Annotated in this window: 22 protein-coding genes, 1 tRNA gene and 1 pseudogene; 10 read left to right on the top strand and 14 right to left on the bottom strand. The window is 61.0% G+C overall.

The annotated features are described in order from the left end of the window. Positions 1 to 11: 11 nt before the first annotated feature. The 6 genes from AACY45_RS12740 to AACY45_RS12715 are packed head-to-tail and all read right to left on the bottom strand — an operon-like array spanning position 12 to position 5643. On the bottom strand, positions 12 to 851 hold the full coding sequence (locus AACY45_RS12740; protein WP_339545804.1) for an alpha/beta hydrolase: 840 nt from the start codon (positions 849 to 851) through the stop codon (positions 12 to 14). Beyond that, positions 848 to 2371, bottom strand: a complete 1524-nt coding sequence (locus tag AACY45_RS12735) for a phytoene desaturase family protein (protein ID WP_339545803.1) — start codon at positions 2369 to 2371, stop codon at positions 848 to 850. Before AACY45_RS12735 ends, AACY45_RS12740 begins: the two co-directional genes overlap by 4 nt. Beyond that, positions 2368 to 3267, bottom strand: a complete 900-nt coding sequence (locus AACY45_RS12730) for a diiron oxygenase (RefSeq protein WP_339545802.1) — start codon at positions 3265 to 3267, stop codon at positions 2368 to 2370. Before AACY45_RS12730 ends, AACY45_RS12735 begins: the two co-directional genes overlap by 4 nt. A gap of 35 nt (positions 3268 to 3302) precedes the next feature. After that, positions 3303 to 3569, bottom strand: a complete 267-nt coding sequence (locus AACY45_RS12725) for an acyl carrier protein (protein ID WP_339545801.1) — start codon at positions 3567 to 3569, stop codon at positions 3303 to 3305. Further along, positions 3566 to 4372 (bottom strand): MaoC family dehydratase, encoded by an 807-nt coding sequence (locus AACY45_RS12720; RefSeq protein ID WP_339545800.1) that lies wholly within the window; start codon positions 4370 to 4372, stop codon positions 3566 to 3568. The genes AACY45_RS12725 and AACY45_RS12720 overlap by 4 nt, the downstream gene beginning before the upstream one ends. 2 nt (positions 4373 to 4374) lie before the next feature. After that, positions 4375 to 5643, bottom strand: coding sequence for a beta-ketoacyl-[acyl-carrier-protein] synthase family protein (locus AACY45_RS12715; protein WP_339545799.1), 1269 nt, complete (start codon positions 5641 to 5643; stop codon positions 4375 to 4377). Positions 5644 to 6089: 446 nt separating this feature from the next. Between AACY45_RS12715 and AACY45_RS12710 the strand changes: the two genes are divergently transcribed. Beyond that, positions 6090 to 6749, top strand: coding sequence for an acyl-homoserine-lactone synthase (locus AACY45_RS12710; RefSeq protein WP_339545798.1), 660 nt, complete (start codon positions 6090 to 6092; stop codon positions 6747 to 6749). A 22-nt stretch (positions 6750 to 6771) separates the two neighbouring features. Here the strand turns inward: AACY45_RS12710 and AACY45_RS12705 are convergent, their stop codons facing one another. The 8 genes and pseudogenes from AACY45_RS12705 to AACY45_RS12670 all read right to left on the bottom strand — a co-directional run bounded on the left by AACY45_RS12705 (position 6772) and on the right by AACY45_RS12670 (position 13081). Then, positions 6772 to 7500 carry a helix-turn-helix transcriptional regulator gene (locus AACY45_RS12705; protein WP_339545797.1) on the bottom strand — a complete coding sequence of 243 codons (729 nt, stop codon included), beginning with the start codon at positions 7498 to 7500 and terminating at the stop codon, positions 6772 to 6774. Between the two features lie 269 nt (positions 7501 to 7769). Next, positions 7770 to 8339 (bottom strand): annotated as a pseudogene (locus AACY45_RS12700) (phage integrase central domain-containing protein); the annotation flags it as partial. Between the two features lie 211 nt (positions 8340 to 8550). Next, positions 8551 to 8626: transfer RNA gene (locus AACY45_RS12695), tRNA-Gly, on the bottom strand. 63 nt (positions 8627 to 8689) lie between these two features. Then, the gene (pgsA, locus tag AACY45_RS12690) at positions 8690 to 9250 is read right to left on the bottom strand and encodes a CDP-diacylglycerol--glycerol-3-phosphate 3-phosphatidyltransferase (protein ID WP_339545796.1); all 561 of its coding nucleotides are present in this window, start codon (positions 9248 to 9250) and stop codon (positions 8690 to 8692) included. Positions 9251 to 9282: 32 nt separating this feature from the next. After that, the gene (gene uvrC, locus AACY45_RS12685) at positions 9283 to 11106 is read right to left on the bottom strand and encodes an excinuclease ABC subunit UvrC (protein ID WP_095170423.1); all 1824 of its coding nucleotides are present in this window, start codon (positions 11104 to 11106) and stop codon (positions 9283 to 9285) included. 2 nt (positions 11107 to 11108) lie between these two features. Then, a complete protein-coding gene (gene gacA / locus AACY45_RS12680) occupies positions 11109 to 11750 on the bottom strand; it encodes a response regulator transcription factor GacA (RefSeq protein WP_339545795.1) in 642 nt (213 codons plus the stop codon). Positions 11751 to 11886: 136 nt separating this feature from the next. Next, the gene (locus AACY45_RS12675) at positions 11887 to 12330 is read right to left on the bottom strand and encodes a GNAT family N-acetyltransferase (RefSeq protein ID WP_339545794.1); all 444 of its coding nucleotides are present in this window, start codon (positions 12328 to 12330) and stop codon (positions 11887 to 11889) included. Then, positions 12323 to 13081, bottom strand: coding sequence for a carbon-nitrogen hydrolase family protein (locus AACY45_RS12670; RefSeq protein ID WP_339545793.1), 759 nt, complete (start codon positions 13079 to 13081; stop codon positions 12323 to 12325). Before AACY45_RS12670 ends, AACY45_RS12675 begins: the two co-directional genes overlap by 8 nt. Positions 13082 to 13710: 629 nt before the next feature. Here AACY45_RS12670 and AACY45_RS12665 point away from each other — a divergent pair. The 9 genes from AACY45_RS12665 (at position 13711) to AACY45_RS12625 (ending at position 25120) form a co-directional block, all read left to right on the top strand. Beyond that, on the top strand, positions 13711 to 14778 hold the full coding sequence (locus AACY45_RS12665) for a 3-deoxy-7-phosphoheptulonate synthase (RefSeq protein ID WP_339545792.1): 1068 nt from the start codon (positions 13711 to 13713) through the stop codon (positions 14776 to 14778). Between the two features lie 196 nt (positions 14779 to 14974). After that, positions 14975 to 15856, top strand: a complete 882-nt coding sequence (locus AACY45_RS12660; protein WP_339545791.1) for an esterase/lipase family protein — start codon at positions 14975 to 14977, stop codon at positions 15854 to 15856. Between the two features lie 129 nt (positions 15857 to 15985). After that, complete coding sequence (locus AACY45_RS12655) at positions 15986 to 16267, top strand: peptidylprolyl isomerase (protein WP_008369704.1); 282 nt, start codon at positions 15986 to 15988, stop codon at positions 16265 to 16267. Positions 16268 to 16402: 135 nt separating this feature from the next. After that, positions 16403 to 18271, top strand: a complete 1869-nt coding sequence (locus AACY45_RS12650; RefSeq protein WP_339545789.1) for an extracellular solute-binding protein — start codon at positions 16403 to 16405, stop codon at positions 18269 to 18271. Next, positions 18271 to 19332 carry a microcin C ABC transporter permease YejB gene (locus tag AACY45_RS12645; protein ID WP_339545788.1) on the top strand — a complete coding sequence of 354 codons (1062 nt, stop codon included), beginning with the start codon at positions 18271 to 18273 and terminating at the stop codon, positions 19330 to 19332. Before AACY45_RS12650 ends, AACY45_RS12645 begins: the two co-directional genes overlap by 1 nt. Further along, positions 19332 to 20354 (top strand): ABC transporter permease, encoded by a 1023-nt coding sequence (locus AACY45_RS12640; protein WP_339545787.1) that lies wholly within the window; start codon positions 19332 to 19334, stop codon positions 20352 to 20354. Before AACY45_RS12645 ends, AACY45_RS12640 begins: the two co-directional genes overlap by 1 nt. A gap of 27 nt (positions 20355 to 20381) precedes the next feature. Beyond that, positions 20382 to 21962 (top strand): ABC transporter ATP-binding protein, encoded by a 1581-nt coding sequence (locus AACY45_RS12635; protein ID WP_339545786.1) that lies wholly within the window; start codon positions 20382 to 20384, stop codon positions 21960 to 21962. 71 nt (positions 21963 to 22033) lie between these two features. After that, on the top strand, positions 22034 to 23452 hold the full coding sequence (locus AACY45_RS12630) for a sigma-54 interaction domain-containing protein (RefSeq protein WP_339545785.1): 1419 nt from the start codon (positions 22034 to 22036) through the stop codon (positions 23450 to 23452). Between the two features lie 276 nt (positions 23453 to 23728). Next, positions 23729 to 25120, top strand: coding sequence for a GntP family permease (locus AACY45_RS12625; RefSeq protein ID WP_339545784.1), 1392 nt, complete (start codon positions 23729 to 23731; stop codon positions 25118 to 25120). Positions 25121 to 25126 lie beyond the last annotated feature (6 nt).

The following is a 25126-nucleotide window of genomic DNA, read 5'->3' as shown; positions in this document are numbered from 1 at the left end:
TCCTGCCGTTGTTACGCGGGCACGACGGGAGTTTGAGCTTCTGCACGATTGAAGAAATCGAAGATTTCCTCGAAGTAGCGGTCCCGATGCTTCTTGTGGCTTTCCAAGTGACGACAGCCCTCGAAACCGACCATATGTAGCGCCTCGCAATCCAGGCTGAGCCCCACCACGCTGGCAGCCGGGATAAAGCGGTCGTCGAGCCCGTAAAAATAGGCGATCGGTAGATCGCGCACGCCCTGCAACGAGTGATCAATGGCACAGGTCCCCGTGGGAACCGCCAGACGGCTGCCGCTGATCCAGCGCATAGCGAGTCGCAGCGGTCCGCGGGTGAAGTAGCTGCGCACCGAAACCGGCACACTGTCCAGCACCGCCGAGGTAAAGGGCGTGGTATCGCGCGCCAGGGCATGGGACAGGTGATAGCCGCCAAACGAACAGCCCACCAGGTGGATGGGCAGCCCGGGGTTGTCCCGGGTCACTCGCCGGGCAATCGCCAGCACATCGTCGGCAAACGCGTGGCCGCCGATGGTGCTGCGGCCGAAGCCTTTGAAGTTGAAGGCGACCACGTGATAACCCTGATCGAGAAACGCCTGATCCAGTTTGTTCTCGAAAAAGTAATGCATGCCGTACTTGAGGAACGGATGGCACAAGAGCACCACGCCCCGAGGGTGCATGGCGGTGGTGCGCAGGGACGCTCCCTCGAGCCGGCTGCCGTCGCGTGCGACTTCGACAAAGCCTGCCGCACGACTTGGCACGTCGCGCTTCCAGCCTTGTACCTGGCGGAACATTGTCCGGATGAACAGCTTGGAAATGGCGACACCCAGCCAACCGGTCGATTGCTCGTTTTTGCTCATGCTCGCTTCCATTGTCTGGCCTTCATCTCGGCATAACCGAATGCTGCTTCGTAACTGGGACCCGCCACCCAGGCGCTGAGGAACTGCACGCCCTGCACCGGGAAGCCGTGATGGAATACATGCCCGCTGAGATCGGTACCCACCATCGCCCCATAACCCGAACCGTCGGTGTTGTTGGTGAAGCGCACATAGGTGTGGGGCGTGGCAACCTCGGTATGCAGCACATGTCCGCGCAGCCCCGGCACCTGGCTCAACAGACGCTCCACCAGGGTGTCGCTGGCCCGTTGTTTCTTGGCGCGGTATTGCGCTGTGCGGCGCGGTGGCCAATGGGCGATCGAGTCGAGCACGTTGATACACACCACCAGGCCCGCAGCCGGATCCAGGGCGTGATAGTTGGTGACCTCGATCGGCGACATCTCCCAGAATGCCCACTCACTGAGCGCCGCCTCATAACCGCTGCGTTCGGCGGCCATGCGCAGCTCGGCGCCTGCCGCCGGATCACCGGCGAACAGCATCGATTCGCTATGCAGCAGGCCAAGTTGCGCCGGTGGCAGGTCGGTCACCAGGTACACCGTGGTGGTCGAGCGTGCCGGTTTCAGCGCGGTGAGTTTCTCCCGAGTGGCCGCCAGCTCCACATCCGCCGCGAACAGCGACTGCACCGCGTAGTGCGGTGAAGCGTTGATGTACACCCGCGAAGAATGGAATTCGCCACGATTGGTGCTGACGCCCGTGGCATTGCCTTGTCCATCGGTGAGCACCCCATCGACACTTGTGCTGAGTAGGATCTGCCCGCCGGCCTGTTCAATCCGCTGCGCCAGCTGATTGGACAGGTGCTGGGAGGAGCCCATGACATAGGCGTTGCCACGGTTGAGCGTGGCGTACACCACATGCAGGTAGTACAGGTAGCCCAGGTCTTCCGAGTAGCCACCGACGTAGATTCCCGGTGCCGCCAGGATCTCGATCAGGTACGGATCGTCGAACAGTTCGTGCAGCGCCTGACGCACTGTCTTGTGCTTCAGGTTGCGATGCGCGAAACGCAACTGGGCCATGTCCGGCTCAAAGGTGCCGTCCAGCATCTGGAACTGGTAGTAGCCGTTGCGCCCGTAAGTTCGAACGTGCTCGAAGAAGGTCGCGATGGCCTCGGCCTGATGGGGAAAGCGCTCGACCAACAGCTGTTGCACACTGTCCGCGTCATTGGCCAGCGGCAGCGCCATGCCGTCCTGGTAGGCGCAGAAATAGTCCTGGGGATAGACCAGGTCCAGTGTCTCTTCCAGCTCCAGATTACGCAGGATACGGATCAGGTTGCCACCCTCGGCCATGCCACTGAGCTTATGCAGACTGCAGTCGAACACCGCGTTCTGTTTCGGCCGACTGAACGTGGAGGCATACCCGCCGACAACAATATGCTTGTCGACTACCAGCAAGCGCACCCCGGGGTCACGTTTGACCAGCATGGCCGCACAGGCCAGGCTGGTGATCCCGGCACCGACGAAGATCGCGTCCCAGGACGGCTGGCTCATTGGCGCAGCCCCAACTTGTCGACCCAGGCGTAGATCTCAGCAAAACGCATGGCATTGAGCCGGGCGTTGTGGGCCGAGCGCCAGACCTCCTCGATCTTCGCCTTGTCATCCACCGCGATCGGAAACTCAAACGAGGTGTGCCGGGCGATTTCCGGGTTATAGGTGAACATGTCGATCAACGCCGGAATGATTCTGCGACTCATGGCCTTCACCTGGGCGATGGACTCCGGGCTGGCCGTTTCAAAGAACGACTCGCTGATCCAGCGACCGAAGGCGATGTGCCGGGCCTCGTCATGATGATGCTCACGGAACATGGTACGGGTCATAGGTTCGATGCCTGGGCCCTGGGACGTGTGCATCGCCCCCATTTCCGCGACCCACTCGATCAACAGAGTGAACAGCACGCCCACCGCGGGCTCCATTTTCGGCAGTGTCTGGGTCAGCAATTCGTAGAGACCCACCGGTGGGTTCCACAATTGCAGGCCGGCCTTGCCCATGAAGCGCTTGAAGGTCAGGGTGTGAACGATCTCCTCCTTGGAGAAGATCATCAGGTACTCCTGCAGGTCCTGGGAGATGCGATCGTGGAATTGGGTGACATAACCCATGTACAGCGGCGGAATAGTCTGCTCCAGCCAGATAAACATGGAGATGTCACGGCCGGTCTCCAGCCAGGCCAGTTCCAGCTTCTGTGCCTCGCTCAGGCCTTCACAGAAACGAGTGCCGTTGATCCACAGATGATCGGGGTCCTTCGGGTACAGTCTGCGATCGACCTCCTGGTCCCAGGGCAATACGGTCGCGTGGTCCATGGTCTTGTGGTGCGAGACCTCGCTCAGCTTGCGGACCTTCGATTCCCTTGCTTCTGAAATGGTGAATACACTATTGGTCTGCGTGGACATTCCCTTGCTCCTATCCGTAACGGTAGACCTGCCAGTCAGGCAGGGACGGCGGCGGACTCGTTGAACTCGACCACGAACTCGCACAGCTGGCGCAGCGTGGAAATCTTGCGGCTGGCGAACGAATCGGGATCCAGCGCCACGCCGATCTTCTTCTGCACCACTAGCTGCATCTCGACGAAGTCCAGGCTATCGAACGCCATCGATTCGATGTTGGTATCGAGGGTCACATCGTTTTCGTCGACATCCTTGAGTTCCAGAATGAGGTCGCGAACAACAGCAAATACGTTCTCTACAGTGGTCATTGCACAGCTCCTTGGTGGGTTGAAAGTGTCTTTACCATCAGCCCGAGAGTGATGGTCATCACGTGGCGATCGCTGACATGCACCCCAAGATCGAGGGTGCCCACGGCCTTGCCAGGGCTTTCAATCAGGTGGATGTTGTCGATCTCACAGCGAATATCGGTCTGCAACTGGCCCAGCGAGCGCAGCGACGTGCAGAAGGTGATCTGGTGGCTGGTCTGCACCACTAGATGATCAGACAGATCCTCAAGCCGGTCCGGCCGCTGTCGTTGACGGAACTGCGGGGACAGGCAATCGAAGATCACCCCCAGATGGTTACGAATGAAGTGGGAAAAGATCAGTGCATCGAGCGCGACCCAATCATCGACCCCCCGGCCCAGGTCATCACGAAACTGTGCGAGCCAGGCCGCGACCTCCTCGCGTGCCAGCAGGAAGCCCGGGGTTGTGGATAACCAGACCGGCGCTTCGACGATACGTACATGGCCGATCATGTGTTCACTGTCGCCGCCGCTCGAGTGCAACTTGAACCCCGTGCTGTCGCTGCGCTCGCGGGTCGACAGGACTACCGGGCTGTCGCGCAGCACCGGAGCCTTGAGCAGCGCCTTGAACTGCATCCAGTCCTGGGGCAGCACCTGATTGACACGCCCCATGCGATGCTTGACCGACAGTAGCGCGAGCATGCCATGCACCACCACATCGGCTGCGTCCATGCGGCGCGCCGCCTCACGGTCGAAGTGGATCGGGTTGCGATCACCGGAGAGGCCGGCCCAGGCCTCGATCTGCTCGGCTCCGAATTGCAACTGCATGATCAGACCACCTTGCGCAGCATGATGCCGGCGTTGGCACCACCGAAGCCGAAGCTCAGGTTCAGCACGTTATTCAGGGTCTGCCCATGCAGATGCTCGTTGGGCACGTAGTTGAGGTCGCAGTCAGGATCGGCCTCATCCATATGGATAGTTGCCGGGATGGTGCCACGGGCCATGGCCTTGAGGCAGAAGACCGCCTCCATGGAACCGGCGGCACCGATCAGGTGGCCGGTGTAGGACTTGGTGCTGGACATCGGAATGCCGTATGCGGCGTCCCCCAGGGCCAGCTTGATCGAGCGGGTTTCGTTGACATCGTTGAGCGGTGTCGAGGTGCCGTGCAGGTTGACGTAGTCAATCTGCGATGCCTTCACGCCTGCCTGCTTGCAGACGTCATTGATCACCCGTACCCGGGCCTGCATGTCTTCGGCCGGGGCTGTCATGTCGTAGGCGTCCGAATAGTTAGCGTAGCCGGTGATCTCGCCGAGAATCTTCGCGCCCCGTGCCCGGGCCGACTCATAGTCCTCCAGGCATAGCACAGCCGCGCCCTCGGAGAGCACGAAGCCGCTGCGTCCCTTGCTGAACGGGCAGCAGGCCAGGCGCGTGTTTTCCTGCTCTTTGCTCAGGGCCTGAATGACATCCACCGACCAGACGTTGAACTGCTCTTTCAAGGACTCACTGCCACCAGCGATCATCACCTTGGCGCGGCCGCTGCGAATCGCCTCGTAAGCCTCACCAATGGCGATGGTGCCCGTGGCGCAGGCTGCAACCGGGCTGTTCTGGATACCACGCATGTTCCAGTTCATGGTGATGCCGGCGGTCGCGGCATTACACATCGACATGACGGTGGCGAAGGAAGTGGAGATGCCGTGCTTACGGTATTCGTTGTTATTGCAGTTGGCGGTGTCGAGCCCACCCCAACCGGTCCCCAGGATCACGCCGCGATCAAAGGGCGAGACGATCTCATCCAAAGGCGTATCACCGAACGCCATGCAGATCGCCTCGTGGGTGGCCACCAGGCTGTATTTGGCGAACAACGGCAACATCTTGGAGATTTTCTTCGAAAACGGACGCATCGCTTCACGACCGAAGTCATCGATAAAGCCAAAGTAACGCGCATGGATGCTCGGATCGTCGAACCTGTGCTGACGGTAACCGACCTGGTAATCCATCATTGCGTCCCAGATGGCGTCGACATTCTCCCCTAACGAGCAGATGGCGCCATAACCGGTTACAACGACCCGGCGCGGTTCTGAAGAAGCGGACTTTTCCATGATCTTCCCTGTTTCGATGTCTTGACTGGAATGCCGTACAGCGTGAAGAACGCCTGATCCAGACGCTCAGACTGTCATTGCCATGTTCGGCGATATAGGCAAGTGGAGCACTCGCAAGTACAAGCCATGACGCCTTAGTTGGAACAGTCGTCCAACATTTAAAAGTTCAGCGCTGCGGCGTCATAGGGGGCTTAACCACTGCCCGGCATAAGTTGCCGTAGTTACCCGGAGAGAACAACTGTATCTAGGGACAGATAGCGCGATGAAAATAAAATTATGCAGCCTGCAACTGCACCTAAGTACAGGTTGCCGCTAGGCGGACATTGATAAACTAACAGTGGTCGCGCGATTGATTTTTCGTACCCGGAAGCTTATTCCCTCGCGACCTGTACGAGCCGCACCATTTAGTACTTAAGTGCCAGTTCCCATGGAAGAATGTTAATAACATGAAAGCTATCGAGTTTCACGCGCTTGACTATAGTGCGACGCCCCATGCCTGGGTCGCCGACTTGTATCGCCTGCGCAAGGAAGTATTCGCTGATCGTTTAAGTTGGAAAGTCAATATAAACAACGGCATCGAGTTCGATGAATACGACAGCGAGCGGACGACCTACCTGATCGGTACCTGGGAGGGTGTCCCCTTGGCCGGCCTGCGCCTAATCAGCACCCTGGATCCCTATATGGTCGAAGGGCCGTTCCGTGATTTTTTCCGCTGCGAGCTGCCCAAGCACGCGCTGATGGCCGAGTCCAGTCGCTTCTTCGTCGACAAGATCCGATCACGCCAACACGGCCTGGCCCAAGTACCTCTGACCGAAATGCTGCTTTTTTGCATGCACAACTATGCCGCAGGCAGTGGCCTGGAATCGATCATCACCGTGGTCAGCAATGCCATGGGACGGGTCGTACGCAACGCCGGCTGGCACTACGAAGTGCTGGATACCGGCGAAGCCTCTCCGGGGGAAAAGGTGCTGCTGCTGAACATGCCGGTAACCGAGCTCAATCGTCAGCGACTGATGTCCAGTATTGCGCGCAAGCAACCCTTGTCATCCACGCAGGCAAGCCAGTGGCCGCATCGTCTGCACATCCGCGACACACCGCTCGGTTAGCCCAAGCGGATCAGCGCCTGATTCAGAGGATGCCTTGGCGCCGAGCCTCATAAACCGCCTGCTTGGCATTGCAGACCTGCAGTTTTCCGGAAATGTTGGACATGTGAAATTTGACTGTACGCTCGGAAATCGCGCAGATCAGCGCGATTTCCCGGTAGGACTTGCCCATCATCACCCACTTGAGCACCCCCATCTCCTTGTCCGAAAGTAGCCCACTCTGGAGTTTGGAAAACAGTTCATCCACCGTCCGCAGGCTCAACAGTCGGCTATGAAAGCGGATCAGTGCCATCTGTATCTGCCCCTGCTGGTCGGCCATGCGGCGGTCGAAGTCGGATTGCTGCCCGCCGCTGCAAAGACTCAACGAACTGAACACTCCACAGGGGTCATGCAGGATAAAGGTGGCGCCGGAGCAGATCCGGTATTGGCTGGAACGTCGAAACAACTCCCGACTCTTGGCACAGGAAAGGGCCTGGAGCGCATCACTCCAAGAAAATGGCGCGCAACTTTTAAGACCGTGTTGAATGATCGGATCGATCAAATGATAGTTGGCTCCCTTATAGGCTTTCAGCCAGGGCGATGGATAATTTGAAACAATAATGGGAGCCGCTTCACGATTTCGAGGAACAGCAAAGTAGGCATAGCTTAATCCCTGAAGGTCCCCTAACAGGTTTTCAAGTTCGGGTTGTAAACAGACGCTTGAATGACTCTCGTGGGCCGGGACGATATCAGAGTATTTGAATTGACTATCCATGTGATGAGCTCATTATCCTTCAGGACTACCTCGACTCTGCGGAAACAGCGAAGACAATGCAAGATTTTTCATTATACCTGACGCGTGAGTACGTAGCACTGACATACAAGACGGTTAATTCCGGTACGCTGGCGGGCTATATTCGACTATGACCTAAGGAAACTCCGAACACGTCCTCAGATATGCCGAAGTACGCTTTCATCACCTGACCCGAGCCACGCATGAGCCAGATGAGCTATTCCGACTTTGAATACGCTGGCAAGCGCAAACAAAGTCGAGAGCTCGTCCATACGAAGAAATGGATTATGCGCAACCGGAGGTTTGGGGAGAGCACCACATCAAGATCTGAAACTGGGTTGTGCTCCAGCCCCTCGATCTTCACCAGCGCATAGCGGAACAATTGGTTGAACCAGGTCCGACATTTTTCAGCTGTTGTTAGGGCCTCGCGCTGTTCGATCCTGCTCAATAAATCCAGCAGGTCGTGACGATTCATATCGTAGATAGACCGTCCACCCAGTATGGGCAGGACGTCTTTATTGAAGACTCTCAAGATTTGCGAGAGCGTACTTTGACGCCCTTCCTTCAGGCTCAGACTGCGGAACCCCACCCACTGATTGAACACGACCTCGAAGGTATGCTCTGTCGCAAAACGAACAGCAAGTCGCTGTTGTTTGCGATGCTCATAGGGATTGATCCCGCTTGCCAGCCCAGTAGTAACGGAAGAGCCAGACTTTTCCGCCTCTGGCCGTCACATTGAGTGTGAGACCATCGCTGTCACCGAGGATGTAGTCATTACCGGTGATTCTGGCATGCCGAACTGTCATTTCTGAGAGTGCCATCGCAAGCGCCTGAACAGAGTCAGGACCAGATGCTCATCTCACTGCGCAAACTGCTCCAGCAACAAACCGATTCGGTGCAAGTCAGGATTCTGGACTTAAACGCACCGGATAGTGCTGGATTTCAGTGGTTCCCGCTGGAACGAAAAAAGGACCCGAAGGTCCTTATTTCAATCGCTTACAGAATTCAGTTGAATCTCTGCAGCGCAATATTTGGAGCGGGAAACGAGACTCGAACTCGCGACCCCGACCTTGGCAAGGTCGTGCTCTACCAACTGAGCTATTCCCGCGTCTTGGTGTGGCGTATTCTATAGCAATTCGAATACGCGTCAACCCTTTGATTCAAAAAAGTTTTATTTTTTCTGCACATCAGTTTTCAGGTGCGGCCAGGCGGCGCGCAGGTATTGCACCATGGACCACAGGGTCAGGCCGGCCGAGACCATCAGCAAGGCGTAGCCTACGAGTACCCAGAAGCTGAAGTCCGACGGGTTGGCCAGCAGGATCACCAGCGCCAGCATTTGCGCGGCGGTTTTCCATTTGCCCAGGTTCGACACGGCCACCTGGGCCCGTGCACCCAGTTCGGCCATCCATTCCCTGAGGGCGGAAATGACGATCTCACGACCAATGATCACGGCTGCCGGCAAGGTCAGCCACAGGTTGGCGTGTTCCTGGACCAGCAGCACCAGGGCCACGGCGACCATCAGCTTGTCGGCCACCGGATCGAGAAACGCCCCGAACGGGGTGCTCTGCTCCAGCCGGCGGGCCAGGTAACCATCGAGCCAGTCCGTCGCCGCAGCGAACGCAAAGACCGAACTGGCGGCCATATAGCTCCAGTGATACGGCATGTAGAACAGCAGAATAAAGATCGGGATGAGCAGAACGCGTAGTACGGTGATCAGATTAGGGATATTCATCGGCACAACTGGCTACGAGGTGAGGGGGCATTCTACTCGCTGTGCAGGTTTGCATAAATCAACTCTGCGAGCTTTTTACTGATCCCCGGTGCTTTGGCGATCTCGTCGATGCTGGCACGAGACAGCTCCTGCAATCCACCAAAATGTTTCAACAGGTCCCGACGCCGGGTCGGCCCTACCCCGGCTACCCCTTCCAGGGTTGAGGTACGGCGGGTTTTGCCTCGTCGCGCGCGGTGCCCGGTAATGGCAAAACGATGGGCCTCGTCACGGATCTGCTGGATCAGGTGCAACGCCGGGGAGTCGCCGCGCAGGGTGAACTCATGGGCTGCATCATTGAGGTAGAGGGTTTCAAAGCCGGCCTTGCGAGTCGCCCCCTTGGCCACGCCCAAAAGAATCAGGTCGGGCACGGCCAGTTCATTGAGCACGTCACGGGCCATCGACAACTGGCCCTTGCCGCCGTCCACCAGCAGGATGTCCGGCAGCTTGCCTTCGCCATCCTTGAGCTTGCTGAAGCGCCGGGTCAGTGCCTGGTGCATCGCCGCGTAGTCATCGCCCGGGGTCACCCCTTCGATGTTGTAGCGACGGTAGTCGGACTTCAACGGCCCTTCCGGGCCGAACACAACGCAGGACGCCACGGTCGCTTCGCCACTGGAGTGGCTGATGTCATAGCATTCCAGGCGCTGGGGCGGCTCATCCAGATTCAATACTTCAGCCAGCGCGTCAAAGCGCGCGGCAACGTGCTGACGATTGGCCAGGCGCGCGCCCAACGCCTGCTCGGCGTTGGTGACCGCCAATTGTTGCCAGCGCGCCCGGGTGCCACGGACCCTGTGACTGATGGTCAACTCGCGACCGCGCAGCTCATGAATGGCTTCGATCAGCGCGGGGAAGTCCTCGTGGACCACATTGACGATCAACTCGCTCGGCAAGTCGCGCTCAGGACTGCTGATGAAATACTGTCCGAGAAACGCCGCCATGACCTCGGCAACGTCTTCTTCAATACCCACCTGCGGGAAAAAGTTCTTGCTGCCCAGCACTCGACCACCCCGCACACTGATCAAGTGCACGCAGGCGCCACCGGGGTTGATGAACGCCGCGACCACATCGACGTCGCCCGTGCCGCCTTCCATGCTCTGCTGGTCCTGGACCCGGCGCAACAGGGAGATCTGATCGCGCAGTTCGGCCGCGCGCTCGAAATCCAGGGTGCTGGCTGCCTGCTCCATGCCCGCCGACAGTTCATCGGTCAGGGCATTGCTGCGCCCCTCGAGGAACATCACCGAGTGCCGCACATCTTCGGCGTACACCTCAGGCTCCACCAGGCCGACACAGGGCGCCTTGCAGCGCTTGATCTGGTATTGCAGGCATGGCCGGGTACGGTTCTTGTAGTAGCTGTCTTCACACTGGCGGACAAAAAATGTCTTTTGCAGCAGGCTGAGGCTTTCGCGAATCGCCCCCGCGCTGGGATAGGGACCGAAATACTTGCCCTTGGCCTTTTTTGCCCCGCGATGAATGCTCAGGCGCGGAAACTGACCATCGGAAAGAAACACATAGGGATAGGACTTATCGTCGCGCAGCAGAATGTTGTAGGGCGGTCGCCATTCCTTGATCAGCGTCTGCTCCAGCAGCAGCGCTTCGGTCTCGTTGGCGGTGATGGTGGTCTCGACCTGGGCGATTCGGCCTACCAGCGCCGCCGTCTTGGGCGCCAGGCCGGTCTTGCGAAAGTAGCTGGCCAGACGCTTTTTCAGGTTCTTGGCTTTGCCCACGTAGAGCAGGCGCGCATCGCTGTCGAACATGCGATACACACCGGGGCGCCCGCTGCAGGTGGCGAGGAAGGCGCTTGGATCAAAGGCTTGAGTCATTGTCAGAGGCTGGCATCGACCATGCCGTGACGCACCGCCAACAGGGTCAACTCGACGTCACTGCTGATCGACAGCTTCTCGAAAATCCGATAGCGATAGGTGTTCACGGTCTTGGGTGACAGGCAGAGCTTGTCGGAGATGATCTGCACCTTCTGGCAGCCGACAATCATCAGGGCGATCTGGATCTCGCGCTCCGAAAGGGCATCGAACGGCGAATCGTTGCTCGGCTGGAACGACTTGATCGCCAGTTGCTGGGCAATTTGCGGGCTGATGTAGCGCTGGCCGGCAAACACCAGGCGAATGGCCTGCACCATTTCGTTGAGGCCGGCACCCTTGGTCAGGTAGCCCGCCGCGCCCGCTTGCAGCAACCGCGTCGGGAAGGGGTCTTCCTCGCAGACGGTGACCGCCACGACCTTGATGTCCGGATGGCTGCGCAACATCTTGCGCGTGGCCTCCAGGCCGCCGATGCCGGGCATCTTGACGTCCATCAGCACCACATCGGGTTTCAGTTCGCGCGCCTTGAGCAGGGATTCTTCCCCCGACTCGGCCTGGCCGACTACTTGCAGGCCATCGATGTCAGCCAGCATTCGTGTAATACCTGTACGAACGAGATCATGGTCATCGACTACTAGCACCCTAATCAAGCAGACACCCCGCGATATGGTCTTGTTGGTTGCCCGCCACCTTAGCAAAAAGCATCCGGCAGACCTAGCAGAACCCACGATTTAAAATGGTTTCAATACATCTTGGAACGCTTGTACTACGTGCCTTTCAGACGCTTCAACGCGGACACTGGCGCTGCATTCGCAAGAAGCAGTCATCCTGCCCGACAATCTGCAACCCCCTGCGCAGGTACAGGGCTTGTGCCGGGTTGTCGGTGAACACCGTCAGACGCAGGGCCGGACGCCGTTCCTGGCAGGCCTGGGCAAAAACCTGATCGATCGTCCAACTGCCGATGCCCCGCCCCCGCGCGGCCTCGACCACGTGCAACTCGCGAATGTACAGGGCGTTGGCGTCGCGACTCAGACTGGTAAAGCCAAGCACCGCGCTGTCCTGGCAGATCAACCAGTTTTCCCGCCCGGCCCAGGCCACATCGAACGCCTCGTCGAGCCACAACAGGTCGTGACGCAGGTAATAGGTGAGCATGCCGCGCCGCGCCAGTGCCCGGGCAAACGGCAAATCCTGGGCCATGGCCGGACGCAACGCCAAGCCGGGCTCAGGCATGCTTCACCGGCACCACTTCGCCACTCCATGCAAGCGCCTGGCGACGGGCAATCACCAGCGCGTCCCCTACCCCGGGAGCGGCGGCGAGCAGCCTGCCGTCCGTTGCCCAGATTGCACTGCGCCCTGCCGACGCCCAGCCGCCAGTCGCGCCACCATGGTTGGCCATCAGCACCAGCATCCCGTGTTCGCGCGCATGACCTTGCAGCAAGGCGCTGTCGGCGGCGTATCCGCCTTCGGTGATCAGCACCCCGGCGGCATAGATCTTCGCCCCCACTTCAGCGGCCGCAGCGGCATGGCTGGCGTGGGAAAAGTCGGCACAGACCGCCAGCGCGATGGTGTCGTCACCCAGGGTCAAGGGCCCGCCACCCGTCCCCGGAGCGAACGCCACTTCTTCGCCGGGGTGCAGATGCTGCTTGCTATAGACGGCCAACGATCCATCGGCGGCCAGCACCAGCGCGCCGATTAACACTGGGGAATCGTCCGACAGGCGAATCGGCATACCGACGACCGCCGTGACGCCAACTTCCCGCGTCAGATCCCGCAAGGGTTGCAACAGCGCGGCATCTGGGGCGATCGCCAGTTGCGCCGCCAGGCCACGCTCATAACCACTCAAGGACAGTTCGGGAAACACCAGCACCTGCACGCCCTGCTCCGCCGCGGCCACGATGAAGCGCTGGTGGCGGGCAATATTGGCGTGGACATCGCCAGCAATAGAGATCGATTGGGCCGCTGCAACAGTCAGTGTGGTCATCCCGGCTTTCCTTGATGAGGGTGCGCAAGCAATCGCCGAGTCTGGCATAAAGCGTGTCACGACTTAAACCATAGCGAGCTACCTTCACGCCGATAGCATTTTCTGATTGAAACTGCGTCCTGGCCTCTAGTAAGCTCGGCGCATTCATCGGAGACCTACCAGCATGTTGCATACCCCTTCCCAGTCTTGCACCTCCAGCGCCCTGCGCTCGGATGCGGCTGCGCGGGCGAACGGCACCTGTGCTCCGGCAAACTTTTATTTTGGGTATTGGTTTAGCCACTGGCGCGCCTGATACCCACACGGCGGCCACTACTCAAGGGGTCGCCTGCCAGAGAATTCTCAACCCCCGGTCGGCTCCCCGACCGGGGGTTTTGTTTTTTCAGGCCCCCACCTTTTTAGCGACATCACTGACTTCAAGGAATTACGACATGAACTACACCACTTATTACCGTCACGACAGTTTTACCGCCTGGCGATTTACCAGCCTCCGCTCGGGACAGCCTGCCGCCTCCGATCGGTCACCCACAGGTGGCAAGCGCACACACCCAGCCAACACGGCCAATTGTCGAACACCCCAGTAGGGCCGAGCGCGCGGGCACGAACCCGCCGCCAGCCCAGGAAGCCTGAATATGAACTCCCGCGTATCCGCTCTGCCGCTGTCTACCCAGAACTCTGCCAATCAAGCGCTGACCCAGCGTCTGCCCAGCTCATTGCAGCTCAAGCAACAACTGCCCCTGAGCCTCGCCCTGAGCCAACAGGTCGCCGCCCATCGCCAAGCCATCCGCGCCATCCTCGACGGTGAAGACACCCGCCTGCTGGTCGTCGTCGGCCCCTGCTCGATCCACGATCCGCAATCGGCCCTCGAATACGCCGCCAATCTCGCCCGGCTCGCCCACGACGTCAGCGCCGAGATGCTCCTGGTGATGCGTACCTACGTCGAAAAACCGCGCACCACGGTGGGCTGGAAAGGCCTGGCCTACGATCCGCACCTGGACGGCAGTGACGACATGGTCGGCGGCCTGACCCTGTCCCGGGAGTTGATGCGCGAGATGCTGCGCCTCGGCTTGCCGGTTGCCACCGAGTTGCTGCAACCCATGGCCGCCAGCTACTTCGACGACCTGCTCAGTTGGGTCGCCATCGGTGCGCGCACCACCGAATCGCAGATCCACCGGGAAATGGCCAGCGGCCTGGGCATGCCGGTCGGTTTCAAGAACGGCACCGATGGTGGCGTGGGCGTGGCCACCGATGCCATGCGCTCGGCCGCCCACCCGCACCGCCATTTCGGCATCGACAGCCAGGGCCATCCAGCGATCATCCAGACCCCGGGCAACCCGGACACCCACCTGGTGTTGCGCGGCGGCCATCGCGGCCCCAACTACGACCAGCATCACGTAGCCCGGATCGAGGACGACCTGCAGCGCTTGAATATCGCGTCGCGGATCATGGTCGATTGCAGCCATGCCAACAGCGGCAAGGATCCCCTGCGTCAGCCAGCGGTGTTCAACGACGTGCTGGAACAACGCCTGAGCGGCAATCGCGCGCTGATCGGCATGATGCTTGAAAGCCACCTGTTCGAAGGGTGCCAGGCACTGGGGCCGTCCCTGCGCTACGGGGTGTCGGTGACCGACGGCTGCCTGGGCTGGGAGGCGACCGAGCAGCTCCTGCGCCAGGCCAGCCTCAAGCTGCGCACGACCTGAAGCCCACCGGCTTTTGACTGAATACGCCGTTGCGCCGGTTTGGCGCGCAACGGCAGGGTTCACCACCGATTCCTCCTGCCACTTCTATTCCGTCTGCAACAACGGACAGCGGCTTTTTCGCACAACGCACCGGTGTGGCCTGCATTAGAGTGAGAACGCGAATCCCTTCCCGACCTCACGGAATACAGGCACGCTTATGCAACGGAATGCAAGCACCCAATACCCGATCATGCTGGTTCACGGCCTCTTCGGTTTCGACAGTATCGGCAATCTCGACCTCTTCCACGGCGTCAAGCAGGCCTTGCGCAACGCCGGCGCCCACGTGTTCATCCCCTACCTCTCCGCCACCCACAGCAACGAACTGCGCGGCCAACAATTGCTGACGCAGATCGAACTGGTGCGGGCGGGCACCGGCGCCGCCAAGGTCAACCTGATCGGCCATAGCCAAGGCGCCCTTGCGGCGCGTTATGCGGCGGCGGTGGCACCCCGGCATGTGGCCTCGATTACCTCGGTCAGCGGGCCGAACCATGGCTCGGAGCTGGCCGACTGCCTGCGCCAGGCGCTCACCCCCGGGCATCTGCCCGAGCAGGTCGCGGCGGCGGTCTCGACCCTGTTTGTCGAGTTCCTCAGGTTTATCAGCGGCAGTCCGAAAATTCCCCAGAACGCCATCGCCGCCCTCAACGCCCTGACCACCGAGGGCGTCGCCGCCTTCAATGACAAATACCCACAAGGGCTGCCCGACACCTGGGGCGGCAACGGCGAGGAGCAGGTCAACGGCGTTCGCTACTACTCCTGGAGCGGCACCCTGCAGGGTCGCCTGCTGGACGATGGCCCTAACGCCCTCGATCCGCTGCACCTGTTCTGCCGCAGCTTCTCGCGCTTTTTCATCCGCGAGGCCGAACAGAACGACGGCATGGTCGGGCGCTTCAGTTCGCACCTGGGCACGGTCCTGCGCTCCGACTATCCCCTGGACCACATGGACAGCATCAACCAGACCGCCGGCCTGGTGCGCCCGGGCATCAATCCCGTGGCCCTGTACCTGGAACACGTCGAGCGCCTGAAGCAGGCCGGCGCCTGAGTGCCGCAGGGCAGACTATTTACGACCGATGGCCCTTTGGCGCAGCATCAAGCAGCAGATTGACGAGAAATAGCCCACTGAATCCGGTAGGCTCAGCACTTTATTGAACATTGAATGGAGATTCTTCCCATGGCCAAAGCCACTGCCCGTCACATCCTGGTTGCCAGCGAAGCCAAGTGCAACGAACTGAAAGCCCAGATCGAAGGCGGCGCTGATTTTGCCGAAGTTGCCAAAGCCAACTCCACCTGCCCATCCAGCCGTCAAGGCGGCGACCTGGGTTCGTTCGGCCCTGGCCAGATGGTCAAGGAATTCGACACCGTGGTCTTCAGCGCCCCAGTCAACACCGTACAAGGCCCGGTCAAGACCCAGTTCGGTTACCACCTGCTGGAAGTGACCAGCCGTCAGGACTGATCCACCGCCAATTGTTTGAACAACGGCCCGCCTTTTGGTGGGCCGTTGTGTTTGTGCCGAACGTTTTTGGCTGGCAAGGCCTGCGCCGCTAGCGTACAAATCGAACCATCGATCACCCGGCTCTTAAGGCTGACAATGCGACTGGCTTTCTCCTCATTGATCTTCACGGGCCTGGCCCTGCTGCTGAGCGCCACCCCCGTGACCGCAGCACCCCAGCACGCCCTCACCGTCTACGGCGAACCGGCCAAGTACCCTGCCGGCTTCAGCCATTTTGCCTATGCCAACCCGCAAGCCCCCAAGGGCGGCAGCATGCGCCGTTCGGCCATTGAGATCGGGCGCTTTGACCACGTCTCGCCCTACATCGACAAAGGCATCGGCGTCAGCCAGCTCGATGGCATGCTGTACTCGCCCCTGGCCCAACGCTCGCTGGACGAGCCCTACACCGTCTACGGGCTGGTGGCGGAAAAAATGGAGCGCGCCGAAGACGGCATGTGGCTGCGCTTCTACCTCAATCCCAAAGCCCGTTTTGCCGACGGCCGCGCCATCACCGCCGAAGACGTGCGCTACACCTTCGAGCTGCTGATGACCCAGGGCAGCCTGCGCTATCGCACCCAGTTCGCCGACGTCAAAGGCGTCGAGGTCGAGTCGCCGCGCCTCATTCGCTTCGACTTCAAGAACAACCAGAACCGCACCCTGGCCCTGGATATCGCGACCTTGCCGGTGTTCCCCGAGCACTGGTGGAAAACCCGCGACTTCGCTAATGGCGGCGGCTATGAAGCCCCCCTGGGCAGCGGCCCGTATCGGGTCAGCAAGATCGACTCCGGGCGCAGTATCACCTTCGAGCGCAACCCCGACTGGTGGGGCAAGGACCTGCCCGTCAGCCGTGGCCTGTACAACTTCGACCGTTTCAGCATCGAGTACTTTGGCGACACCGACGTGGCGCGCCAGGTCCTGCGCGGCGGCGCCTACGACTATAACCGCGAGTTCTCCGCCACCGGTTTTTCCATCGGCTACGACGGCCCGGCCCTGAACGACGGGCGCCTGCAGAAGGCCCATCTGGCCAAGCAGGGCCCACAACCGTCCCAGGGGTTTGTGTTCAACCTGCAGAACCCGAAGTTCAAGGACCGCCGCGTGCGCCAGGCCCTGGCCATGCTCTGGGATTTCGAGTGGAGCAACCGGCAGATGATGCGTGACCTGTACATCCGCCAGCAGAGCTTTTTCTCCAACACCGAACTGGCCGCGCGCAAACTGCCGGATGCCGCTGAGCTGGCGATTCTCGAACCGCTGCGCGGGCAGATTCCCGACGAAGTCTTCACCCAGGTCTTCGAGGCGCCGAAAACCGATGGCAGCGGGCTGATTCGCGACAAGCAACTGCAAGCCCTGGACCTGCTGGAACAGGCCGGCTGGAAACCCGACGGCGATCAACTGGTCAATGCCCAGGGCGAACCGCTGGCATTCACGTTCCTGATCAGCCAGAACGGCATGGATCGCCTGTTGCTGCCCTACAAACGCACCCTGGCGCAGATCGGCATCCAGCTCAATATCCGCTTGATCGACTCCTCGCAGTACGTCAATCGCCTGATGAGCCGTGATTACGACATGATCGTCACCGGCTACCCGGTCAGCACCTCACCGGGCGGTGAGCTGTTCAACTACTTCGGCTCGGCCGCGGCCAACGACCCCGGCGCCAACAACTACATGGCCTTGCAGAACCCTGCCGTCGACCACCTGCTCGACGGCCTGGTCAAGGCCACCACCCAGGCCGACATGCTGCGCCATGCCCACGCCCTGGACCGGGTCCTGCAATGGAACTACTACTGGATTCCCAACTACTACCCGCCGGGCACCTCCACCGTGTGGTGGAACCGCTTTGGCATGCCGGCGGTACCGGCCAGCAATGACGAAGCCATCGAGAGCTGGTGGCAAGTAAGCACCACGCCGCTGACCAATGAACAAATGGCCGCCGAACGCATCAAGCGTGGACAGCCCGGAGGACCGCGCTGATGCTGGCTTATGTGTTGCGTCGCTTGCTGCTGATCATCCCGACCCTGGTGGTCATCCTGTTGGTCAATTTCGTGATCGTCCAGGCCGCGCCCGGTGGCCCGGTGGAACAGGCCATCGCGCATTTGCAGGGGATTGGCGGGGGTGGCAGCGTCGGCGCGTCCGGCGATGCCCTGGGCCATGGCTCGCGGGCCAGTCGCGGCCTCGATCCACAACTGATCAAGGACATCGAGAAACAGTACGGTTTCGACAAGCCGGCCCATGAACGCCTGTGGCTGATGCTCAAGAGCTACGCCCAGCTGGACTTCGGCAAGAGCTTCTTTCGCGGGGCCACGGTCACCGAGCTGATCCTGGAAAAAATGCCGGTGACCATATCCCTCGGACTCTGGGCCACCCTGATCACCTACCTGGTGTCGATCCCGCTGGGCATCCGCAAGGCGGTACACCACGGCAGCCAGTTCGACATCTGGAGCAGTACCGCAATCATCATCGGCTACGCCATGCCGGCCTTTCTGTTTGCCATGTTCCTGATCGTGATCTTTGCCGGAGGCACCTCGCTCAACTGGTTTCCGGTGCGCGGCCTGGTCTCGGAAAACTTCGAGCAATTATCGACCCTGGGCAAAATCGCCGACTACTTCTGGCACCTGGTGTTGCCGGTGACGGCGCTGGTGGTCGGCGGCTTCGCGACCCTGACCATCCTCACCAAAAACTCCTTCCTCAACGAAATCACCCGCCAGTACGTGGTCACCGCCCGCGCCAAGGGCCTGAGCGAGCGCCGGGTGCTGTACGGTCACGTGTTCCGCAACGCCATGCTGCTGGTGGTGTCGGGGATTCCCCAGGCGTTCATCAGCGTGTTCTTCGCCGGCTCGCTGCTGATCGAGGTGATTTTCTCCCTCGATGGCCTGGGACGCATGAGCTATGAAGCCGCGGTATCCCGGGACTACCCGGTGGTGTTCGGCTCGCTGTTCATCTTCACCCTGTTCGGCCTGCTGATAAAACTGCTCGGCGACCTGTGCTACACCCTGGTCGACCCGCGCATCGATTTTGCCGCGAGGAACGCCTGATGCTCAATCTGTCGCCCCTGGCGCGCCGACGCTTCGAGCGCTTCAAGAAAAACCGTCGTGGCTGGTGGTCACTGTGGCTGTTCATCGGCCTGTTCCTGCTGACCCTGGGCGGTGAACTGATCGCCAACGACAAACCGCTGGTCCTCAGCTACCAGAACAGCTTGTACTTCCCGGCGTTCAAGCGCTACACCGAACAGGCGTTCGGCGGTCAACTGCCCTTCCAGGCCGACTACCGCAGCGACTATGTGCGCAAGCTGATTCAAAAGGACGGCGGCTGGATGCTGTTCCCGCCGATCCCATTCAGCGACGACACCCCCAACTACGACCTCAACCAACCCGCCCCGAGCCCACCGTCGAAGGTCAACTGGCTGGGCACCGATGACCAGGCGCGGGATGTGCTGGCGCGAGTGATCTTTGGCGCCCGGGTATCGATCCTGTTCGCCTTGGCACTGACTATCATCAGCGCGCTGATCGGCATCGCCGCCGGAGCCCTGCAGGGGTACTACGGTGGCTGGGTCGACCTGCTGGGCCAGCGCTTGCTGGAAGTCTGGTCGGGGTTGCCGGTGCTGTACCTGCTGATCATTCTCTCTGGCTTCGTCGAACCGAATTTCTGGTGGTTGCTGGGGATCATGGCGCTGTTTTCCTGGCTGGCCCTGGTGGACGTAGTGCGCGCCGAGTTCCTGCGTGGGCGCAACCTGGAATACGTCAAGGCCGCCCGGGCCCTGGGCCTGAACGACCGCAAGGTGATCGTGCGGCACATCCTGCCCAACGCCATGAACGCGACCCTGAGTTACCTGCCGTTCATTCTCACCGGGGCCATCTCGACCCTGACCGCCCTGGACTTCCTCGGTTTCGGCATGCCGGCCGGCAGTGCATCCCTGGGCGAACTGATCGGCCAGGGCAAACAGAACCTGCAAGCGCCGTGGCTCGGGCTGACGGCGTTTTTCACCCTGGCACTGATTCTGTCACTGCTGGTATTTATCGGCGAAGCCTTGCGCGACGCGTTTGATCCACGATCTTGATCCCCGGTCTTGAGGCGGACTATTGCCATGAGCGACAACCTGATCGAAATCCGTGACCTCAACGTGGCCTTCAACGGCCAGGTGGCGGTGCGCGACCTGTGCCTGGACATCCGTCCCGGCGAGTGCCTGGCGCTGGTCGGTGAGTCCGGCTCGGGCAAGTCGGTGACCGCCCACTCGATCCTGCAACTGCTGCCCGAGTGCGGCACCCAGTCCTCGGGCAGCATTCGCTACCGCGGCCAGCAGTTGCTCGGCGCCGAGGCCAGCACCCTGCGCGCCCTGCGGGGCAATCGCATCGCAATGATCTTCCAGGAGCCGATGACCTCCCTCAATCCCCTGCACAGCATCGAAAAACAGATCGGCGAAACCCTGCTGGTGCACAAGGGCCTGGGCGGCAAGGCGGCGCAACAACGAATCCTGCAATTGCTCGAACTGGTGGGCATCCCCAACCCCAGGGAGCGCCTCAAGGCCTACCCGCACCAGCTCTCCGGCGGCCAGCGGCAACGGGTGATGATTGCCATGGCGCTGGCCTGCGAACCGGAACTGCTGATCGCCGACGAGCCCACCACCGCCCTGGACGTGACGGTGCAGCGCAAGATCCTGCGGCTGCTCAAGTCGCTGCAGCAACGCCTGGGCATGTCGCTGCTGCTGATCAGCCACGACCTCAACCTGGTGCGCAGCATCGCCCAGCGTGTCTGCGTGATGCGCGGCGGCGAGATCGTCGAGCAGGCCGCCTGTGAAACCCTGTTCACCGCGCCGCAGCACCCTTACAGCTGCGTGCTGCTCAACGCCGAGCCGGAAGGTGAAGCGCTGCCCCGGGATGAACGCGAAGCGGTGCTGCAAGTCACCGACCTGAACGTGCGCTTCCCCCTCGGCGGCGGGCTGTTCCAGCGCAAGACCTGGCTGCACGCCGTGGACGGCATCAGCCTGAGCATTCAACGGGGCAAGACCCTGGGCATCGTCGGCGAATCCGGTTCGGGCAAATCGACCCTCGGCCAGGCGATCCTGCGCCTGCTGGACTCCGAGGGCAGCATCCGCTTCCAGGGCGAGGCGCTGGACGGTCTCAACCAGAAGCAGCTGCGGCCCTGGCGCAAGCAGATGCAGGTGGTGTTCCAGGACCCCTTCGGCAGCCTCAGCCCGCGGATGTCGGTGGCGCAGATCATCAGCGAGGGCCTGGAGGTCCATAGCCAGTCCACCGCCCAGGAGTGTGAAGCCCAGGTGATCCAGGTGCTCAAGGAAGTCGGCCTCGACCCACAGAGCCGCCACCGCTACCCCCATGAGTTTTCCGGCGGCCAGCGCCAACGCATCGCCATCGCCCGCGCCCTGGTGCTCAAGCCGGCGCTGATCCTGCTCGACGAACCGACCTCGGCGCTGGACCGCACCGTGCAAAAACAAGTGGTCGCCCTGCTCCGCCAGCTCCAGGAAAAATACGGCCTGACCTACCTGTTCATCAGCCACGACCTCTCGGTGATCCGCGCCCTGGCCCACGACATGATCGTGATCAAGGACGGCAAGGTGGTCGAACGCGGCGCCAGCCATGACGTGTTCGAGGCGCCACAGCATCCCTACACCAAGGAGCTGTTGGCGGCGGCGCATCCGGGGTGGGCATGATTGCGCGTCGGCCGCTGGACCGTGCTCGCGATGAGGCCGTCACCCACCACACACCTTTCGGAAATGAACCGATGAACACCGGCGAAAACCTCAAGGACTACCAACGCGTACGCTCGCTGGCGATCCGCTCCTTGTTCGAGATCATCGAGCAATCCAGCGAAGGCACGGTCATTGTCGACCGCGATGCCAACATCGTCTGGATGAACGAGCGGTATGCCCGGCGCTTTGGCCTGGAGTCGGCCGCCGTGGCCATCGGCAAGGCCTGCGAAAGCGTGATCCCCGGCAGCCTGTTGCGCGAGGTAGTGCGCAGCGGCCGACCGATCCTGCTGGACATGCAGGACACCTCCAAGGAACCGCTGGTGGTGATGCGCCTGCCGATCCACGACGATGCCGGCACCGTGATCGGCGCCATCGGCTTTGCCCTGTTCGACGAACTGCGCAGCCTGTCGCCGATGCTCAAGCGCTACCTGAGCATGCAGGAAGAACTGGCCTCCACCCGCTCTTTGCTGCGGGCCTGCCAGGCCAAGTACACCTTTGCCCACTTTATCGGCACCAGCGCCGCCAGCCTGGAGGTCAAGCGCCGTGCCCGGCGCAGCGCCAGTGCCGACTCGCCGGTGTTGCTGCTGGGGGAAACCGGTACCGGTAAGGAACTGCTGGCCCAGGCCATTCACAGTGCTTCACCCCGGGCGCACAAAGCCTTTGTCAGCATCAACAGCGCGGCGATTCCCGAAGCGCTGCTGGAAGCCGAGTTTTTCGGCACGGCCCCCGGCGCCTTCACCGGTGCCGATCGCAAGGGGCGCGCCGGCAAGCTGCAAATCGCCCAGGGCGGGACCCTGTTTCTCGATGAGATCGGCGACATGCCCCTGCCCCTGCAAAGCAAGTTGCTGCGGGTCCTGCAGGAGAAGGAATTCGAGCCGGTGGGTTCCAATGAAATGATCCAGAGTGACGTGCGCGTCATCGCCGCGACCTCCACCGACCTCGAAGCGGCGATCAAGCGCGGCGAGTTTCGCGCCGACCTGTATTACCGCCTCAACGTCCTGCCGATCCAGGTGCCCCCCCTGCGCGAGCGCCTCGACGACCTGCCCGCCTTGAGCGAAGCGATTCTCGAAGAACTGCGCAGCCAGCACGAACTCGACCAGTCGGCCCTGGAACTGCTGGGCCAACACGCCTGGCCGGGCAACATCCGCGAATTGCGCAACGTGCTGGAGCGGGCCGCCTTGCTCAGCGACGACCTGATCCTCGACGCCAGCGAAATCCGCGCGGCAATCGGCAGCCTGGTGCCCGTGCAACGCGCGGCAACGGCGTCGATTGAACCCCTGCTGAATGAAACCTTCAGCGCCGCCCGCGAGCGTTTCGACCGGCAGTTGATCCAGAGCACCCTGGCCCAATGCGCGGGCAAGGTGCCGGAGGCTGCGGTTCGGTTGGGGCTGGGGCGCTCGACCTTATACAAGAAGATGGCAGCGCTGGGAATTGATGAGTCTCTTAATTGAGACTTAGGTCTTGATAGAGAGACAGGCCTTGCCCTATCGCGGGCAAGCCCTGCTCCGACGGACTTGTAGCGCCCACCGCAGACGCAAAACTTGCTCGCGATAGCGTTATCCCCATCGATAAATATCTCACTACCGAGACAATTTATTAAAATTTATTACTGAAATACTAAAAAGTACTTATAAATCAATAACTTAAATATATGGCACAAAACCCGCTATAGCCCCTCCCACACCCGCTTTCCCCCCTAAAAAAATAACAATCGAAGGAGACACACCATGAGTGTGATCATTGCCTTGGCAGCCCTCACGCTGCTGATGCTCGCAGCCTACCGTGGCTATAGCGTTATCCTCTTTGCCCCGATTGCCGCCCTTGGCGCCGTCCTGCTAACCGACCCCTCCGCCGTTGCGCCCGCCTTTACCGGGGTGTTCATGGAGAAAATGGTCGGCTTCATCAAACTGTATTTCCCGGTCTTCCTGCTCGGTGCGGTGTTCGGCAAGCTGATCGAGCTGTCGGGCTTCTCGCGCTCGATCGTGGCCGCGGCCATCCGCCTGCTGGGCACTCGCCAGGCAATGCTGGTGATCGTGCTGGTCTGCGCCCTGCTCACCTACGGCGGCGTCTCGCTGTTCGTGGTGGTGTTCGCGGTCTACCCCTTCGCGGCCGAGATGTTCAAGCAGAGCAACATTCCCAAACGGCTGATCCCGGCCACCATCGCCCTCGGCGCGTTCTCGTTCACCATGGATGCCCTGCCGGGCACCCCGCAAATCCAGAACATCATCCCCAGCACCTTCTTCAACACCACCGCCTGGGCCGCGCCCTGGCTGGGGGTGATCGGCACCATCTTCGTGTTCTGCGCCGGCATGCTGTTCCTCCAGCGCCAGCGCAACAAGGCCCAGCGCAGCGGCGAAGGCTATGGCAGCGAACTGCGCAACGAGCCGGAAACCGCCGAAGACATCAAGCTGCCCAACCCCTGGCTGGCCCTGTCGCCACTGCTGGCGGTGGGCATCATGAACCTGCTGTTCACCCACTGGATTCCCCAGTGGTACGGCAAGACCCACAGCCTCAGCCTGCCCGGCATGACTGCGCCGGTGACCAGCGAAATCGCCAAGCTCACCGCCATCTGGGCCGTGCAGGCGGCCTTGCTGGTGGGCATCCTGATGGTGCTGGTGTTCGGTTTCCAGGCGATTCGCAGCAAACTCGCCGAAGGCAGCAAAAGCGCAGTCAGCGGCGCCCTGCTGGCGGCCATGAACACCGCCTCGGAGTACGGCTTCGGCGCAGTCATCGCCTCCCTGCCGGGCTTCCTGGTACTGGCCGACTGGCTCAAAAACATCCCCAACCCACTGGTCAATGAAGCAATCACCGTAACCCTGCTGGCCGGCATCACCGGTTCCGCCTCGGGCGGCATGAGCATCGCCCTGGCAGCCATGGCCGACGATTTCATCGCTGCCGCCCACGCCGCCAACATCCCCCTGGAAGTGCTGCACCGGGTGGCGGCCATGGCCAGTGGCGGCATGGACACCCTGCCCCACAACGGCGCGGTGATTACCTTGCTGGCGGTCACGGGCCTGACCCACCGCGAAGCCTACAAAGACATTTTCTGTATTACGCTGATCAAGACCCTGGCGGTCTTCGTCGTCATCGCTACCTTCTACGCCACCGGCATTGTGTGAGGCATT

This window comes from Pseudomonas sp. RA_35y_Pfl2_P32, assembly GCF_963970735.1.
Classification (GTDB): domain Bacteria; phylum Pseudomonadota; class Gammaproteobacteria; order Pseudomonadales; family Pseudomonadaceae; genus Aquipseudomonas.
Note: the sequence above shows the minus strand (reverse complement) of the source record. Positions and strands in the feature narration are given on the sequence as shown.

Bases quoted from the DNA above. Each gene is read 5' to 3' on its own strand.
- AACY45_RS12740 (WP_339545804.1), bottom strand. From the start codon at position 851: ATGAGCAAAAACGAGCAATCGACCGGTTGGCTGGGTGTCGCCATTTCC.
- AACY45_RS12735 (WP_339545803.1), bottom strand. From the start codon at position 2,371: ATGAGCCAGCCGTCCTGGGACGCGATCTTCGTCGGTGCCGGGATCACC.
- AACY45_RS12730 (WP_339545802.1), bottom strand. From the start codon at position 3,267: ATGTCCACGCAGACCAATAGTGTATTCACCATTTCAGAAGCAAGGGAA.
- AACY45_RS12725 (WP_339545801.1), bottom strand. From the start codon at position 3,569: ATGACCACTGTAGAGAACGTATTTGCTGTTGTTCGCGACCTCATTCTG.
- AACY45_RS12720 (WP_339545800.1), bottom strand. From the start codon at position 4,372: ATGCAGTTGCAATTCGGAGCCGAGCAGATCGAGGCCTGGGCCGGCCTC.
- AACY45_RS12715 (WP_339545799.1), bottom strand. From the start codon at position 5,643: ATGGAAAAGTCCGCTTCTTCAGAACCGCGCCGGGTCGTTGTAACCGGT.
- AACY45_RS12710 (WP_339545798.1), top strand. From the start codon at position 6,090: ATGAAAGCTATCGAGTTTCACGCGCTTGACTATAGTGCGACGCCCCAT.
- AACY45_RS12705 (WP_339545797.1), bottom strand. From the start codon at position 7,500: ATGGATAGTCAATTCAAATACTCTGATATCGTCCCGGCCCACGAGAGT.
- pgsA (WP_339545796.1), bottom strand. From the start codon at position 9,250: ATGAATATCCCTAATCTGATCACCGTACTACGCGTTCTGCTCATCCCG.
- uvrC (WP_095170423.1), bottom strand. From the start codon at position 11,106: ATGACTCAAGCCTTTGATCCAAGCGCCTTCCTCGCCACCTGCAGCGGG.
- AACY45_RS12675 (WP_339545794.1), bottom strand. From the start codon at position 12,330: ATGCCTGAGCCCGGCTTGGCGTTGCGTCCGGCCATGGCCCAGGATTTG.
- AACY45_RS12670 (WP_339545793.1), bottom strand. From the start codon at position 13,081: ATGACCACACTGACTGTTGCAGCGGCCCAATCGATCTCTATTGCTGGC.
- AACY45_RS12665 (WP_339545792.1), top strand. From the start codon at position 13,711: ATGAACTCCCGCGTATCCGCTCTGCCGCTGTCTACCCAGAACTCTGCC.
- AACY45_RS12660 (WP_339545791.1), top strand. From the start codon at position 14,975: ATGCAACGGAATGCAAGCACCCAATACCCGATCATGCTGGTTCACGGC.
- AACY45_RS12655 (WP_008369704.1), top strand. From the start codon at position 15,986: ATGGCCAAAGCCACTGCCCGTCACATCCTGGTTGCCAGCGAAGCCAAG.
- AACY45_RS12650 (WP_339545789.1), top strand. From the start codon at position 16,403: ATGCGACTGGCTTTCTCCTCATTGATCTTCACGGGCCTGGCCCTGCTG.
- AACY45_RS12645 (WP_339545788.1), top strand. From the start codon at position 18,271: ATGCTGGCTTATGTGTTGCGTCGCTTGCTGCTGATCATCCCGACCCTG.
- AACY45_RS12640 (WP_339545787.1), top strand. From the start codon at position 19,332: ATGCTCAATCTGTCGCCCCTGGCGCGCCGACGCTTCGAGCGCTTCAAG.
- AACY45_RS12635 (WP_339545786.1), top strand. From the start codon at position 20,382: ATGAGCGACAACCTGATCGAAATCCGTGACCTCAACGTGGCCTTCAAC.
- AACY45_RS12630 (WP_339545785.1), top strand. From the start codon at position 22,034: ATGAACACCGGCGAAAACCTCAAGGACTACCAACGCGTACGCTCGCTG.
- AACY45_RS12625 (WP_339545784.1), top strand. From the start codon at position 23,729: ATGAGTGTGATCATTGCCTTGGCAGCCCTCACGCTGCTGATGCTCGCA.